Here is a 14,848-nt window from a genome sequence, read left to right as displayed (position 1 = left end):
TCCTGTCGCCTTCTCTGCGGCGCGGCCTCATTAAGCCAAAAGCTTAATTTCCCCCTCATACACGATTACGTCATTCCTATATGAACCTGACTGAACTCAAGCAAAAGCCTATTACCGATCTGCTCGAAATGGCCGAACAGATGGGCATAGAAAATATGGCCCGTTCGCGCAAGCAGGATGTGATCTTCTCCCTGCTGAAAAAGCACGCTAAAAGCGGCGAGGAAATCTCGGGTGATGGCGTGCTGGAGATCCTCCAGGACGGCTTCGGCTTCCTCCGCTCTGCAGACGCTTCCTACCTCGCGGGCCCAGACGACATCTACGTCTCGCCTAGCCAGATCCGCCGCTTCAACCTTCGCACGGGCGATACCATCGTTGGCAAGATCCGCCCGCCGAAGGAAGGCGAGCGTTACTTCGCACTGCTCAAGGTCGACACCATCAACTTCGACCGTCCAGAAAACGCGAAGAACAAGATTCTGTTCGAAAACCTGACGCCGTTGTTCCCGACGATTCGCATGAAGATGGAAGCCGGTAACGGCTCCACCGAAGACCTCACCGGTCGTGTCATCGACCTGTGCGCCCCTATCGGCAAAGGTCAACGCGGTCTGATCGTTGCCCCGCCGAAAGCGGGCAAGACCATCATGCTGCAGAACATCGCGTCTAACATCACCCGTAACAACCCTGAAGTTCACCTCATCGTTCTGCTGATCGATGAGCGTCCGGAAGAAGTGACCGAAATGCAGCGCACCGTGCGCGGCGAAGTGGTTGCCTCGACGTTCGACGAACCGCCAACCCGTCACGTGCAAGTCGCCGAAATGGTGATCGAGAAGGCCAAGCGCCTGGTCGAGCACAAGAAAGACGTGGTCATCCTGCTCGACTCCATCACCCGTCTGGCTCGCGCCTACAACACTGTGATTCCGAGCTCCGGCAAGGTACTGACCGGTGGTGTTGACGCCCACGCGCTGGAAAAACCAAAGCGCTTCTTCGGTGCGGCTCGTAACATCGAAGAAGGCGGCTCGCTGACCATCATCGCCACCGCGCTGGTTGAAACCGGTTCGAAAATGGACGAAGTGATCTACGAAGAATTCAAAGGCACCGGCAACATGGAGCTGCCTCTGGATCGTAAGATCGCCGAGAAGCGCGTCTTCCCGGCCATCAACATCAACCGTTCCGGCACACGCCGCGAAGAATTGCTGACGGCTGACGACGAGCTGCAACGCATGTGGATTCTGCGCAAGCTGCTGCACCCGATGGACGAAGTCGCTGCCATCGAGTTCCTGGTCGACAAGCTGAAACAGACCAAGACCAACGATGAGTTCTTCCTGTCGATGAAGCGTAAATAACACGCTCAACGGCACGCGCTGAACGGCTGTAGAAAAATGGTGTCCTTTTGGGGCACCATTTTTTTTGACTTTTTTTAACAAGAAAGCGGACAAGGAGCGTCATGCACACCTTTGGCAATCGTCGGGACATCGACGGACTGCGCGCGTTGGCCGTCATTCCCGTGGTGCTTTACCACTTCGGGTTTGGCCTGTTCAGCGGCGGGTTCGTGGGTGTCGATGTGTTCTTCGTGATCTCCGGCTTCCTGATCACCTCGATCATCTTTCGGGAAATCAGCGCCGGGCGCTTCAGCTTTGTGGATTTCTGGGCCCGCCGCGCCCGACGCATCATTCCCGCCCTGAGCGTCATGATGCTCGCCGCCTTGCTGGTCGGCTGGGTGCTGATGCCCGCCAACGACTATTCACAACTGGGCCGGGCCGTCCGGTATCAGGCGATGTTCGCGTCCAACATCCTGTTCATGCGTCAGGACGGGTATTTCAACCCCGCCTCCGATTTCAAACCGCTGCTGCACACCTGGTCCCTGTCGGTGGAGGAGCAGTACTACATTCTGTTTCCCCTGCTGATGGTTTTGTTGACCCGTTACCTGCGGCAGTGGCGCTGGATGCTGTTCGGGCTGTTGGTGGTGTCGTTCGCGCTTAACGTCTGGGTGATCAAGCGCAACCCTGATGAGGCGTTTTTCCTGCTGCCGATGCGGGCGTGGGAGTTGTTGTGCGGCGCGATGCTGGCGGTGCTTCCGGTCTCGGATCGCAAGATGCCGCATTGGATGTATGAGGCGGTGAGCCTGGCGGGGCTGCTGGCGGTGCTGTACGCGATTTTCGGTTTCGACAAATACACGCTGTTTCCGGGATGGGCGGCGCTGTATCCGGTCCTTGGTGCGACGGCGATGATCTGGGCAAATGGACAGGCCTCCACCGTCGTCGGCCGGTTGCTGAGCGTGAAAGGGATGGTTGGGGTGGGGCTGATTTCCTATTCCTGGTATCTCTGGCACTGGCCGGTATTTGTCTACGCGAATGCGGTGTCCATTGACGGCATGCAGGCGCTTGAGGCCGCAGGGTGGGTCGTGCTCACGCTCGTGCTGGCGTGGCTGAGCTGGCGTCTGGTCGAGCTGCCGTTTCGCGAAAAACGGGTGTTGGCTGGGCGCAAGCCCGTTTTGTTTGCGGGTTTGGCGACGCTGTTGATTATCGGTTTGGCCGGCCAGTTGATACGCACCACCGACGGGGTGCCGAAACGGGTCTCAGGGCAAGCGCTGCAATACGCCGAAGCCCGCGACTGGCAGCGCGGGCAGATGGACTGCCTGTTGCAACGCGACAGCCCGGACATGAGCAAAATCTGCCGCTTTGGAGGCAATGAGCAAACCGCGCCAGTGCAGCTCGTGTGGGGAGACAGCCATGCGGCGGCTTTGCTGCCAGCCATTGAGGCTGACGCTAATCGCTACGGCATCCCGGTCTGGCTCGCCAGTCTTTCGGGTTGCCTGCCGATCCTCGGGCATGAAACCCGCCAGCAATGTCAGGATTTCAATCAGGCTACGCTGCAATCCATTCGCGAGCACAAGATTCGCGACGTCGTGCTGGCGGCACGTTGGAGCCTGTATCTGTACGGCGAAGAGGACGGCGACATGCAGCACGTTCTGTATCCGGACGACAGCCGCCCCGTCGCCGAGCAGGAGGTGGCCAAAGACCTGACCGCGATGGTCCACAGCCTGCGCGACGCGGGTGCGCGGGTATGGATTTTCAAGGAAGTCCCGCTGCAACGGCAGGGCACGGTGGCGCGGTTGGCGAGCCTGGCGATGGTCGGGCGTTCTGCCGAGCGACTGGGACGACCCATCGCCGAGCACCTGGCGCGCCAGCAGTTTCTGAACACGCTGTTTACAGAGCTCAGCCAGCAGGACCCGAACGTGCGCGTCCTCGACCCTGCGCCCTTGATGTGTCCCGGCGGGATTTGTCGCGCCGAATTCGACGGCTATTCGCAATACATGGATGAAAATCACCTGTCGGATAAAGGCGGTGAGCGCATGAAGCCTTTGCTGGCGCCGATTTATCTCAGCGAAAACGCCGCTCAGGGCAGATGAATCCGCGTTCGGCTGCTGCCGTTGCCCGCCAGAGCAGGTAGGATGTGCATCTATTTGTTAAGTGGCCGGGTTAATGAAATTCAAGGATCTACGGGATTTCGTGCAGCAGCTTGAGCAGCGCGGAGAGTTGAAACGCATTCAAGTGCCTATTTCTCCTGTGCTGGAGATGACCGAAGTCTGCGACCGGACCCTGCGCAACAAGGGGCCGGCCTTGCTGTTCGAAAACCCGACGGGTTTTGACATTCCTGTGCTTGGCAACCTGTTCGGCACGCCAGAGCGCGTGGCCATGGGCATGGGCGCCGAGTCCACCGAAGAGCTGCGGGAGATTGGTAAACTGCTGGCGTTCCTCAAGGAACCCGAGCCGCCGAAAGGCCTGAAAGACGCCTGGTCGAAGCTACCGATCTTCAAGAAAGTCATCTCCATGGCGCCGAAAGTTGTCAAGGACGCCCCGTGCCAGGAAGTGGTCGTCGAAGGCGATGACGTCGATCTGGGCATGCTGCCGGTGCAGACGTGCTGGCCTGGCGACGTCGGCCCGCTGATCACGTGGGGCCTGACCGTCACCAGAGGCCCTAATAAAGAACGCCAGAACCTGGGCATTTATCGCCAGCAGGTCATTGGCCGCAACAAAGTCATCATGCGCTGGCTCAGCCATCGCGGCGGCGCGCTGGACTTCAAGGAGTGGTGCGATAAGCATCCCGGCCAGCCTTTCCCGGTTTCCGTCGCACTGGGTGCTGACCCCGCGACGATTCTCGGTGCGGTCACGCCGGTGCCCGACAGCCTGTCCGAGTACGCTTTCGCAGGTCTTTTGCGTGGCAACCGCACCGAACTGATCAAATGCCGTGGCAACGACCTGCAAGTGCCGTCGAGCGCGGAAATCGTCCTGGAAGGCGTGATTCATCCGGGCGAAATGGCCGATGAAGGCCCTTACGGCGACCATACCGGCTATTACAACGAAGTCGACCGCTTCCCGGTCTTCACCGTCGAGCGCATCACTCACCGCATCAAGCCGATCTACCACAGCACCTACACCGGGCGTCCGCCGGATGAGCCCGCGATTCTGGGCGTGGCGTTGAACGAAGTGTTCGTGCCGATCCTGCAAAAGCAGTTCCCGGAGATCACCGATTTCTACCTGCCGCCCGAAGGATGCTCGTACCGCATGGCGGTCGTGACCATGAAAAAGCAATACCCCGGCCACGCCAAGCGCGTGATGTTGGGTGTGTGGTCGTTTTTGCGACAGTTCATGTACACCAAGTTCGTTATCGTCACCGACGACGACATCAACGCCCGTGACTGGAACGACGTCATCTGGGCGATCACCACGCGCATGGACCCCAAGCGCGACACCGTGATGATCGACAACACGCCGATCGATTACCTCGATTTCGCCTCGCCGGTCTCCGGGCTGGGGTCGAAAATGGGGCTCGATGCCACGCATAAATGGCCGGGCGAGACCACCCGTGAGTGGGGTCGCGCCATCGTCAAGGACGAAGCCGTCACCCGCCGGATCGACGATATCTGGAATCAGCTGGGAATAGATTGATGCGCGTAACCTTGCAGCCGTCGGGCGCAGTGCTTGAAACTTTGCCCGGCGAGCGGATTCTCGACGCCGCCCAGCGATTGGGGTACGAATGCCCGCAAAGCTGTCGCAACGGCAATTGCCATATCTGCTCCGCGCTGTTGGTCGAAGGCAGCGTCGAGCAGGGTGGTGAAGTGCGCGGGCATGGCGAAATCTACACCTGCCTGGCCGTGCCGCAAGAAGACTGCGTGGTGCTGTGGGACAGCGTGTTGCCTTTGGGAGAATTGCCCGTGCGAACGTTCGCGTGTCAGGTCACTGAATGCGTCGAGGTCGGCGGTGATGTCTGGCGCGTGATGCTCCGCGCCCCTGCAGGCAAGCCGCCGCGTTACCACGCCGGTCAGTACCTCATGATCGCCCGCGACGACGGCGAAAAGTCCGCATTCTCTATGGCGTCGGCGCCGGAAAGTGGCCGTGACCTGGAATTCCACGTCCTGGCCCGCGAAGCCAGTGCACAAAATCTGATCAAGCAGCTCCAGCGCGACGGCATGGCCCGCGTCGAGCTGCCCTTTGGCGACACTCATTTGGGCGAGTTGCCCGATGGCCCGCTGGTGCTGATCGCCGCTGGCACGGGCATGGGTCAGATGCACAGCCTCATCGAACATTGCCGTTCCAAAGGTTTTCCGTATCCCGTGCACGTTTATTGGGGCGTGCGACGTCCTGAGGACTTCTACGAACTGAAACACTGGGACGAGTGGAAAACCCTGCCAAACCTGCATTTGCACAAAGTCGTCAGCGATTTGTGCGGTTGGGAAGGGCGCTGCGGGATGTTGCACGAAGCCGTGTGCGAAGACTTCGCAGACCTGAAATCGATTCAGGTTTACGCCAGCGGATCGCCCAACATGGTGTACTCCACGCTGGACGCGCTGGTCGTCGCGGGTATGGACGCCCATCAAATGCGCGCGGACGTCTTCGCCTACGCGCCGCGTGCGTGACCGTCCGCCCGATGGCAGCTGCCGTGGAGAGCTAATTGCATCAGAATATGTGCAGGGTCGGTTTTAAGGCGTCACGACCTGCACATTGCTCAGAACCGTGAAAAGGTGTTGATTCACTGTTGCCTGAGCCGCTTCGACCGTTGTTCAGCACTGCACTGGCGTTATCACCGGCCAGTGAGGGAGCCAGATGGAGAACCAAATCAATAGCTTGGTGGAGGCCGTACATGACGGTCTTGGGCTGTCTTACCCACCTGTTATCGACCTCGGGCCAAAACTGACCCGCGAACAACTCCTTGCTTCCATGCACGCCACGATGAGCCTACACACTGGCGGCCCTGTCTGGCTGTTCGCGTACGGCTCACTGATCTGGCGCCCCGAATGCTCCGCCGTGGAGCGCGTGCGCGGCCGAGTGCACGGCTACCATCGCGGTTTGTACCTGTGGTCCCACGAACATCGCGGCACGCCCGAACAACCTGGGCTGGTGTTCGGCCTTGATCGCGGCGGCTCGTGCAGTGGCTTCGCCTATCGACTCCCCGAGGAAAATATCGAAGCCTCATTGCTGGCGTTGTGGGAGCGGGAAATGCCATTCCCGTCCTACCGACCCCACTGGCTCAGCTGCCGCCTTGAAGACGGCACCAAGGTTCAGGCCTTGGGCTTCGTGCTTGAACGGCATTTGCCCAGCTATGCGGGGAACCTGCCCGACAGCGTCCTGACCCAGGTCCTGGCCAGCGCCAGCGGTCGGTATGGCACGACGTGGGAATACGTCGAGCAGACGATTCACGCGCTGCGAAATCATGCGATGCCGGATGTGAGTCTGGAAGAGCGGTTCAAGCGGTGTAAGCCGATTTTGTTGGCGGTTTAACATCCGGTTGCCACGTCGCTGTCGTCTGCTGCCCGCGAAGCGTTAGACTTCGCTGACTTACACAGGAGGTATCCCGTGAGCGCTCAACTTTCTCCGATCGTTTCCGAGTTTGAATCAGAAGAACAGGCCGCGAGCTACGATGCTTGGTTCCGCACGAAGGTACAGGCGTCTCTGGACGATGAGCGACCTAGCATCTCTCATGACGAAGTGATGGCCGAGATGAAGATGAGGTTGGCAGCCAAGCGCGAAAAGCGTCGCAATGATCGTTGATTGGCGCCCGAAAGCACGCGAAGACCTCTGGGAAATCCTCGAATACATTGATGAGCGAAACCCGAATGCAGCTGACGCGCTACAGGCGGAAATAGAAAGAGCGACTTCCGCCCTTCCTGAACATCCTTATCTTTACCGAATGGGCCGAGTGCCGATGACCCGGGAGATAATTGTTCATCCCAATTATCTGGTCGTTTATCAAATCACTGATCGGATTGAAATCGTGAGTATTCTCCATGCTCGTCAGGAATATCCCTGAGCGGAGTTCGGCGCGATAGGCCCCAGGACCAACCGCGCCGTAGTTTTAGACCACTAAGCCGCAGTGTCACGCGACTGACTGGCCACGCGCGTATGCCGTAACGTCGGTGCCAGAAACACCATCGCCAGCACGCACGACGACACCAGGATCACGAAGCCACCGTCCCAGCCGAAATGGTCCACGGTGTAGCCCATCAGCGCACTGGCCGCGACCGATCCACCCAAATACCCGAACAGCCCTGTGAAGCCTGCCGCCGTGCCCGCTGCTTTTTTAGGCGCGAGTTCCAGCGCTTGCAGGCCGACCAGCATCACCGGCCCGTAAATCAGAAAGCCGATGGAGATCAGCGCGACCATGTCGATGGTCGGGTTGCCCGGTGGATTGAGCCAGTACACCAGCGTGGCCACGGTCACCAGCAGCATGAACACGATGCCGGTCAGGCCGCGGTTGCCACGGAAAATCTTGTCCGACATCCAGCCGCACAGCAGCGTCCCCGGAATGCCCGCCCACTCATAGAAAAAGTAGGCCCAGGACGTCTTGTCCACATCGAAATGCTTGGCTTCTTTCAGATAAGTCGGCGCCCAGTCGAGTACGCCGTAGCGCAGCAGATACACGAATACGTTCGCCAGCGCGATGTACCAGAGCATTTTGTTGCGCAGGACGTATTTGACGAAGATTTCCTTGGCGCTGAATTCCTCTTCGTGGCTTGCGTCGTAGCCTTCCGGGTAGTCGTTCTTGTACTCCTCCACTGGCGGCAACCCCACGGATTGGGGCGTGTCGCGCATGGTGATGAATGCGAACAGTGCGACGAACAGCGCGACCGCCGCTGGCACGTAGAACGCCGCGTGCCAATCGTTGGTCCAGCCCAGGCCGAGCAAGAACAGCGGGCCGATCAGGCCGCCGCCCACGTTGTGCGCCACGTTCCACACCGACACCACACCGCCGCGTTCTTTCTGCGACCACCAGTGCACCATCGTCCGCCCGCTCGGCGGCCAACCCATGCCCTGCGCCCAGCCATTGATAAACAGCAGGATAAACATGATCGCCACGCTCGACGTCGCCCAAGGCGCGAATCCGAACACGAACATCGTCGCTGCTGACACCAGCAATCCGAACGGGAGGAAATACCGAGGGTTGGAGCGGTCCGACACCAGCCCCATTAAAAACTTCGACAGGCCGTAGGCGATGGCAATCGCCGAAATCGCTAGCCCCAACTCACCTCGTGTGTAGCCCTGATCGATCAGGTACGGCATGGCCAGCGAGAAGTTCTTGCGCAGCAAGTAGTACCCCGCATAGCCGAAGAAAATACCGGCGAAAATCTGCCAGCGCAGGCGACGATAGGTGCTGTCGACACGCTCGGCAGGCAACGGGGCCTGATGCGCGGCAGGTTTGAAAAAGGCAAACATCGAGACACTCCGAGTTCTTATTTTGGTATGCGAATTCGAATATTACATTTTCATTACAGAAAATAGGAAGGCTTCTCGTCTGATGCACCGCCGAAATTTGGCTGTTTGACGTGTTGGAATATGAACATGGTGCAGGTGTGTAATCGGGAACAGAGGCTTTCGGATTCGTCCTACTTGAGAACCAGAATCGATCACCTTACTAACGAGCACGCAGACCCCTACCATCGCCGCCATCTGCCACAGGGCGTTGGGGACGAGGTAAAGGGTGAAATCACAATGGAAGGTGTCAGCCATTTTGAGTGGCTGTGCGCTGATGCTGAGCATGTCCGTCGGTGCGCGCGAGATGCACCCCCTCTTCGAGCGCTATGTCTCGCCAGCCTATCCCTCTGCGTTGCGCGGCGGGAAGCTGTTTTCAAGCGTGCGGGTCCACTACGACATCCACCATGACGGCACTGTCACTGACGTCAGGGTCGTGGAGCAAACCGATCAGAAAGCCGCGAACTCTGCGCTGTCCGCCGTCAAATGCTGGCAGTTCGAGCCGTGGGACGTGACCGAAGAAATGCCCGCCCGGATCGGTGAATCCGTGCATTTCGTTTTCGATCAGGAGCGGCTGGAGAAGCGATTGCGGATAGTGATCTCGTGGGCACGGAGGGATGTCTCATGAGCGGCCGGAAACGGTTCGCGCGATGGCTGCTGTGGTGGTCAGTGCTAATATCTGCCTCCTTGCACGCCAGCCAAAAGCCGGAATACGAACGCCAGATCCCACCCCCCTATCCCCGATCCTTGTACGAAGAAGGTCTGTCGGGGTTGGTTATCTTCGAATTTCTCGGGCACAACGACGGCTCGGTCACGGATGTGAAAATCATCGACAGCTCCCATCGCCATTTCGCCAAATCCGTTGAACGTACCGTCCCCAAATGGCGGCTCAAACCCTGGCAGGTCAGTGCGCAGGCGCCTGAAACGATGAGCTTTCGGCAAGAATTCTATTTCACCCACACCCGCGAGCGGAACGACCCGCACGGCTGGATGCGTCGATACCTGCGAACCCTGTCGTGCAACGCTTTTAACAAAGCGCTCGCGACCTTTGAAACCGAATCGCCCAGCCAGAACCTGCACGACCTGCACTACATCACCTATACCTTCAGGGTGTTGGGAAAGGCCGCCACGCGGCACAAGATGACAGACAATCAGCGAGCGGAATTAGGGGATGAGTTTGATCGGTCTATACCCGGGGTGGTCGAGCAATGCGCAGCGCAGCCCGGTCTTCGCTATAAGCAAGTGTTGCCGGAGAGTGTCCGTGCATTGCTCTGAGTCAGCCTTTATCAAGCCCCGAACTGAGCCGGGGCTTGGGAGCAATCATCTGACCCCAACCACCACCTTCCCAACCGCCTTTCTCTGCCCCAACGAATCAATCGCTTCACCTGCCTGTTCCAGCGGATAAACCTTCGACACTAGAGGCTTCAACTTCCCCTCAGCGAACCACGTGAACAGCTGCTGGAAGTTCGCCGCATTGTCTTGCGGCTGGCGCTGTGCAAACGAGCCCCAGAACACGCCAACGACCGAGGCGCCTTTTAGCAGGGCGAGGTTGACGGGCAGTTCGGGAATGCGGCCGCTGGCGAAGCCGACGACGAGGAGGCGGCCGTTCCAGGCGATGGAGCGGACGGCCTGGTCGAAGAGGTCGCCGCCGACGGGGTCGTAGATGACGTCGACGCCGTTGCCGTTGGTGAGGCGTTTAAGTTCGTCCTTGAGGTTGGTTTCGCTGTAGTTGATGAGCTCGTCGGCACCGGCGTTTTTGGCGACTTCGAGCTTGTCGGCGTTGCTGGCGGCGGCGATGACGCGGGCGCCCAGGGCTTTGCCGATTTCAACCGCAGCCAGGCCGACGCCGCCGGACGCCCCGAGGACGAGCAGGGTTTCGCCGGGTTGCAGGTTGGCGCGCTGTTTGAGCGCGTGCATGGATGTGCCGTAGGTCATGCTGAAGGCCGCGGCGGTGGTGAAGTCCATGGCTTCGGGAATGGGCAGGACGTTGTACCCGGCGACGGCGATCTGCTCTGCGAAGCTGCCCCAGCCGGTGAGGGCCATGACCCGGTCGCCGACTTTCAGGTGACTGACTTTTTCACCCACGGCGGCCACGACACCCGACGCTTCGCCCCCTGGCGAAAAGGGGAAGGGCGGTTTGAACTGATATTTGCCCTCGATGATCAGCGTGTCGGGGAAGTTGACCCCGGCGGCGTGCACGTCCAACAGAATCTCGTTTTTCTTGGGTTCTGGCGTCGGAACGTCTTCCAGCACAAGGTTTTCGGCAGGGCCGAAGGCTTTACAGAGCACGGCTTTCATCGGGGACTATTCCTTTTCCAGTGATGGCCGATAAGTGTAGGTAGAGGGGGTGTGGGGTCAATGAGCATGCCCCGGCCTGATAGGCGTGCATAAGCTGGAGTAAGCTATGGCGCGAACCGGACGAGGAGTGGGACTGTGAAAGCGTGGATTCTGATGTTGTTGGCGCTGTCGGCGCCTGTGCTGGCCAATGAAGAAGGCGGCGAGAAAGATGACCCGAACAAGGTCTCATATGTGGCGTTAACGCCGCCGTTCGTGGGCAACTACGCGCTGGACGGCAGCCCCAAGCTCCACGTGTACAAGGCTGACGTGGCGTTGCGTGTGACCGGCGCCGAAGCGCAGAAGCTGGTCAAGGCGAACGAGCCGTTGATCCGCAATCAGTTGGTGGCGCTGTTCACTCAGCAAACCCTCGAAAGCATGAGCAACGTCGACGCTAAAGAAAAACTGCGTCAGGAAGCATTGAAGCAGACCCAGCAGGTATTGAGCCAGGAAACCGGCAAGCCTGTGGTGGATGACCTGCTGTTCAACAACTTCATCGCCCAGTAAATATTGGCCTGAATTTGTAGGGGTGAGCTTGCTCGCGATTGCGGCGAGTCAGTTAGCAAATCTATCGCTGACACAGTGCAATCGCGAGCAAGCTCACTCCTACAAGAGCAGTCGGCGGTCGTGAATTCAACGCAACGCCAACACCGCTGCCCACTGTTCGGGCGTGACGGACATGACGGAAAGCCGACTGCCCTTTTGAACCAGCGGCAGTTGTTCCAGCGCGGTCTGCTGTTTCAAATACCCTAGGCCCAACACTTTCGGAAACGTCTCTACGAACGCCACATCAATGGCGCTCCATGGATTTTTCTCGTCATTGGCTTTGGCGTCGAAGTAGTGGCTGTCTTTGTCTAGCGCGGTGGGATCGGGATACGCCGTCCTGGTGATTTTCCCGATGCCCGCGATCCCCGGTTCAGGGCAGCTGGAGTGGTAAAAGAAAAACTCATCGCCTTCAGCCATGGCCCGAAGAAAGTTGCGCGCCTGGTAATTTCGAACGCCATCCCAGCGGGCTTGGCCGAGAGTTTGCAGGCCAGTGATCGACAGCTCGTCGGGCTCGGATTTCATCAGCCAATAGGCCATGGATTGGGGCTCCTGAAGACGTAATGGACAGGTTGTCCGACGCTTTTATGACAAACCGACGGTCGGTTGACGCCAGCATTTGCGTGTTGCATCACGTTAACGCAGAATGCCGCCATTTTCAGCGCTACACCGTTTCGCGGCCTATAGAAACATGTCGTGAACGACAGCTTTTGATTTGCCAAAGGGGGGCAATCAATGCAACGCAAGCCGGATTTACTATGGATTTTGGTCATTTTGTTCGGCTTGGGCATTGTCACCACGGGTTACGCGCAAAGTTTGTGGTCCGCGAAGCCGGATGCACCGGTTGAAGTCACGCAGCAACAGCCTCAACAGACGCGTCGTTGATCGCCTGACGCCTTCGCTTTAATGACTGTGGGGCTGAATTCATTCGGTACGGCCATGACGATGTGTCGGATATACCGGTCTATCGCGAATGAATTCGCTCCTACAGAGGGTTCCGCGCCTCAGCCTTCACGCCATATACCAACGCTTGTCAGACACCGTTCCCTGCAACGGCACATCCCAACTGGCCACCGCCAGTTTTCCAACCTTCTGACACTCATGCGCTAACCCAAGCAACACCGGTTTCTGCCAGGCTTTCCGACGTGCCTGATACGCCAGGCTGCGGTCGTAGAATCCCCCTCCCATGCCCAGCCGACCACCCTGATCGTCGAACCCCACCAGCGGCATCAGGATCAGGTCCAGCGCCCAGATTTTGCGCTGCTGGCGGGGGTTGATGTGCGGCTCGGGGATGCGAAACCGGTTGGGCCTGAATTTATCTCCCGGTCGAACCCGCTGAAACACCATCTTGGTCCGAGGCCATGCACTGAGCACCGGCAGATAGGTCGCCTTGCCCCGGCGTTGTGCTTCGCGCAGCAGCAGGCGTGGGTCGATTTCACCGTCCATCGGAAGGTACAGCGAAACATGCCGTGCGCGACGAAAAAGCGGGTTTTGCGCCAGTTGGTTGTACAAACCGCGTGCCGCCTGTCGCTGTTCGGCTCGATTAAGCGAGCGACGCGCCTTGCGCAACAAACGGCGCAATTGAGGACGGGAAAGGGTCGAGGGATCGTTCAGGGAAGCGGCGCCAGAAGAGGTCATGCAGGCGGGTCCGAGAGAGTAGGAGAGGGACCGTCTGGAATCAGGGCGATTCACGATGGTCCCCGGTTCCACCGCCAGACAGGACGTCTGGCAATGGCTTGAGAATTTGAGACTCCCCGACGAACCGCTGTCGGTGTAGCCCTTGAACCCGAAAGTTCAAGGTGGAGATTGCAGGAGGCTTTAAGGCTTTCCGTCGAGCGGACATGCACACCAACCCCAACGTGCAACCCCCGTGGTTGTGCGTATCGGCTCAGGGACATGACCGACTGGCAAGCACTCCAGGGAGCGGTCGCCAGTATAACGAATGATGCTCGAACAATCAGCCTTGTGCTTTTGGCTCATCCGTGGCAAGGACCAGGTCCACGCGGTCCAGCAGGTCACGCACTTGCTCACGAGTCGAGCCGCTGGTTTGAGTCTCGGGCAGTTCCTGTTTGTGCAGCAGGTCATGAGTAATGTTCAGCGCGGCCATCACGGCAATGCGGTCGGCACCGATGACTTTGCCGCTGCTGCGGATCTCACGCATCTTGCCGTCCAGATAACGCGCGGCGCTAACCAGATTGGTGCGCTCCTCTTGAGGACAGATGATCGAATATTCTTTGTCGAGGATTTGCACGGTGATGCTGTTGCCATTACTCATGAGTCTTGCTCCAGGGCCTTGAGGCGCGAAATCATGGACTCGACCTTTTGCCGGGCGATTTCGTTCTTTTCAATGAGGTGAGCGCGTTCCTCGCGCCAGGTTTTTTCCTGAGCTAATAGGAGTCCGTTTTGACTTTTTAGTTGCTCGACCCGATTGATCAATAATTCCAGTCGGGCCATCAACGCTTGCAGGTCGTTGTCTTCCATCGTTTTCCACTGATTATTTTCTGATGAGTGGTGCAGGAGCTGGCCTCAGGAACTGCCTTGAATGTCGCCTGGATAGCTTGGGCGCGTCTGCCGGTGCTACGATACAAGGCCTCCATTCTAGACATTGCGCCGCTTGGCGCCTAGTTGCCCATGCCTAATCAGAATTCCCCGTACAACGCATTCGCCACCCTGCTCACCAGCGGTGGTCATCCTGTCTCTCCTGCCGAGTTGCATGGCCTGTTGCTGGGCCGCAGTTGCGCGGGTGCCGGCTTCGACGCCGAAGGCTGGTTCGACGACGCGCACGAATTGCTGCAGACCGAGCCTGAGGCCAATGTCCGTCAGGCTTTGATCGGCTTGCAGGAGATGGTCAAGAACGAGCTGACCGGCGACGACATGGCTGTCGTGCTGCTGTTGCCTGGCGACGATGAATCGCTGACCGCCCGCACCACGGCGATTGGCCAATGGTGCCAAGGCTTCCTCCACGGCTTCGCGCGCGTCGGTGGACAGCCGATGAGCGACGATGCCAAGGACGTCTTGCAGGACCTGGCCGCCATCGCCCAGATTCAGGACTCGCTGGACGAGTCCGAAGACGGTGAAAGCGACTACATGGAAGTCATGGAATACCTGCGCGTCGCCCCGCTGCTCCTGTTCACCGAGTTCAACAAGAAAGCGGAACCTGAAGCGAAGCCTTCCCTGCACTGATTGCCATTGTTGTCGTTCGGTCATTGGCCTGCGTGCGCTGATGA

General features: G+C 58.9%; 18 protein-coding genes and 1 other RNA gene. 12 read left to right on the top strand and 7 right to left on the bottom strand.

Translation table 11 applies throughout. The features are described 5' to 3' along the window. The first annotated feature begins 80 nt into the window (after nucleotides 1-80). The 7 genes from rho to ACWKWE_RS22140 all read left to right on the top strand — a co-directional run bounded on the left by rho (nucleotide 81) and on the right by ACWKWE_RS22140 (nucleotide 7,305). Nucleotides 81-1,340 carry a transcription termination factor Rho gene (gene rho / locus ACWKWE_RS22170; protein ID WP_110948772.1) on the top strand — a complete coding sequence of 420 codons (1,260 nt, stop codon included), beginning with the start codon at nucleotides 81-83 and terminating at the stop codon, nucleotides 1,338-1,340. A 101-nt stretch (nucleotides 1,341-1,441) separates the two neighbouring features. Next, complete coding sequence (locus ACWKWE_RS22165) at nucleotides 1,442-3,406, top strand: acyltransferase family protein (RefSeq protein WP_483851711.1); 1,965 nt, start codon at nucleotides 1,442-1,444, stop codon at nucleotides 3,404-3,406. 73 nt (nucleotides 3,407-3,479) lie between these two features. Beyond that, entirely contained in the window at nucleotides 3,480-4,946 is a 1,467-nt protein-coding gene (gene ubiD, locus ACWKWE_RS22160; protein WP_166594128.1) for a 4-hydroxy-3-polyprenylbenzoate decarboxylase, read from the top strand. Beyond that, on the top strand, nucleotides 4,946-5,914 hold the full coding sequence (locus ACWKWE_RS22155; RefSeq protein WP_341960741.1) for a CDP-6-deoxy-delta-3,4-glucoseen reductase: 969 nt from the start codon (nucleotides 4,946-4,948) through the stop codon (nucleotides 5,912-5,914). Before ubiD ends, ACWKWE_RS22155 begins: the two co-directional genes overlap by 1 nt. Nucleotides 5,915-6,101: 187 nt before the next feature. Then, nucleotides 6,102-6,776, top strand: coding sequence for a gamma-glutamylcyclotransferase (locus ACWKWE_RS22150; RefSeq protein WP_483851710.1), 675 nt, complete (start codon nucleotides 6,102-6,104; stop codon nucleotides 6,774-6,776). 75 nt (nucleotides 6,777-6,851) lie between these two features. After that, on the top strand, nucleotides 6,852-7,046 hold the full coding sequence (gene relB, locus ACWKWE_RS22145; protein ID WP_483851709.1) for a type II toxin-antitoxin system RelB family antitoxin: 195 nt from the start codon (nucleotides 6,852-6,854) through the stop codon (nucleotides 7,044-7,046). Further along, nucleotides 7,036-7,305 (top strand): type II toxin-antitoxin system RelE/ParE family toxin, encoded by a 270-nt coding sequence (locus ACWKWE_RS22140; protein WP_483851708.1) that lies wholly within the window; start codon nucleotides 7,036-7,038, stop codon nucleotides 7,303-7,305. Before relB ends, ACWKWE_RS22140 begins: the two co-directional genes overlap by 11 nt. A gap of 53 nt (nucleotides 7,306-7,358) precedes the next feature. On the opposite strand, the gene glpT is transcribed toward ACWKWE_RS22140, so the two are convergent. Then, nucleotides 7,359-8,708: a glycerol-3-phosphate transporter gene (gene glpT / locus ACWKWE_RS22135; protein WP_166594132.1), complete on the bottom strand. Its 1,350-nt coding sequence runs from the start codon at nucleotides 8,706-8,708 to the stop codon at nucleotides 7,359-7,361. Between the two features lie 265 nt (nucleotides 8,709-8,973). On the opposite strand from glpT, the gene ACWKWE_RS22130 reads away from it, so the two are divergent. Next, nucleotides 8,974-9,372 (top strand): TonB family protein, encoded by a 399-nt coding sequence (locus tag ACWKWE_RS22130; RefSeq protein ID WP_483851707.1) that lies wholly within the window; start codon nucleotides 8,974-8,976, stop codon nucleotides 9,370-9,372. Next, complete coding sequence (locus tag ACWKWE_RS22125) at nucleotides 9,369-10,019, top strand: energy transducer TonB (RefSeq protein ID WP_483851706.1); 651 nt, start codon at nucleotides 9,369-9,371, stop codon at nucleotides 10,017-10,019. Before ACWKWE_RS22130 ends, ACWKWE_RS22125 begins: the two co-directional genes overlap by 4 nt. Nucleotides 10,020-10,064: 45 nt before the next feature. Here ACWKWE_RS22125 and ACWKWE_RS22120 read toward each other — a convergent pair whose 3' ends face one another. Next, entirely contained in the window at nucleotides 10,065-11,042 is a 978-nt protein-coding gene (locus ACWKWE_RS22120) for an NADPH:quinone oxidoreductase family protein (RefSeq protein ID WP_483851705.1), read from the bottom strand. A 135-nt stretch (nucleotides 11,043-11,177) separates the two neighbouring features. Between ACWKWE_RS22120 and ACWKWE_RS22115 the strand changes: the two genes are divergently transcribed. Beyond that, a complete protein-coding gene (locus tag ACWKWE_RS22115) occupies nucleotides 11,178-11,585 on the top strand; it encodes a flagellar basal body-associated FliL family protein (protein WP_166594136.1) in 408 nt (135 codons plus the stop codon). Nucleotides 11,586-11,711: 126 nt separating this feature from the next. Here ACWKWE_RS22115 and ACWKWE_RS22110 read toward each other — a convergent pair whose 3' ends face one another. Continuing rightward, nucleotides 11,712-12,161: an EVE domain-containing protein gene (locus ACWKWE_RS22110; RefSeq protein ID WP_166594137.1), complete on the bottom strand. Its 450-nt coding sequence runs from the start codon at nucleotides 12,159-12,161 to the stop codon at nucleotides 11,712-11,714. A gap of 195 nt (nucleotides 12,162-12,356) precedes the next feature. Between ACWKWE_RS22110 and ACWKWE_RS22105 the strand changes: the two genes are divergently transcribed. After that, nucleotides 12,357-12,506 carry a hypothetical protein gene (locus ACWKWE_RS22105; RefSeq protein ID WP_166594138.1) on the top strand — a complete coding sequence of 50 codons (150 nt, stop codon included), beginning with the start codon at nucleotides 12,357-12,359 and terminating at the stop codon, nucleotides 12,504-12,506. A 126-nt stretch (nucleotides 12,507-12,632) separates the two neighbouring features. Here ACWKWE_RS22105 and ACWKWE_RS22100 read toward each other — a convergent pair whose 3' ends face one another. From ACWKWE_RS22100 to ACWKWE_RS22085, 4 genes are all read right to left on the bottom strand, one after another. After that, nucleotides 12,633-13,259 (bottom strand): 5-formyltetrahydrofolate cyclo-ligase, encoded by a 627-nt coding sequence (locus ACWKWE_RS22100; protein ID WP_341960727.1) that lies wholly within the window; start codon nucleotides 13,257-13,259, stop codon nucleotides 12,633-12,635. Nucleotides 13,260-13,368: 109 nt separating this feature from the next. Continuing rightward, nucleotides 13,369-13,547, bottom strand: a non-coding RNA gene (gene ssrS, locus ACWKWE_RS22095) — 6S RNA. A 31-nt stretch (nucleotides 13,548-13,578) separates the two neighbouring features. Beyond that, the gene (locus ACWKWE_RS22090) at nucleotides 13,579-13,896 is read right to left on the bottom strand and encodes a cell division protein ZapA (protein WP_166594140.1); all 318 of its coding nucleotides are present in this window, start codon (nucleotides 13,894-13,896) and stop codon (nucleotides 13,579-13,581) included. Beyond that, on the bottom strand, nucleotides 13,893-14,102 hold the full coding sequence (locus tag ACWKWE_RS22085) for a TIGR02449 family protein (RefSeq protein WP_062379587.1): 210 nt from the start codon (nucleotides 14,100-14,102) through the stop codon (nucleotides 13,893-13,895). Before ACWKWE_RS22085 ends, ACWKWE_RS22090 begins: the two co-directional genes overlap by 4 nt. 150 nt (nucleotides 14,103-14,252) lie before the next feature. Between ACWKWE_RS22085 and ACWKWE_RS22080 the strand changes: the two genes are divergently transcribed. Continuing rightward, on the top strand, nucleotides 14,253-14,804 hold the full coding sequence (locus ACWKWE_RS22080; RefSeq protein WP_166594141.1) for a YecA/YgfB family protein: 552 nt from the start codon (nucleotides 14,253-14,255) through the stop codon (nucleotides 14,802-14,804). Nucleotides 14,805-14,848 lie beyond the last annotated feature (44 nt).

This window comes from Pseudomonas salicis, from assembly GCF_057128705.1.
The sequence above is the reverse complement of the archived record's forward strand: the minus strand, read 5'-3'. Positions and strand labels throughout refer to the sequence as shown.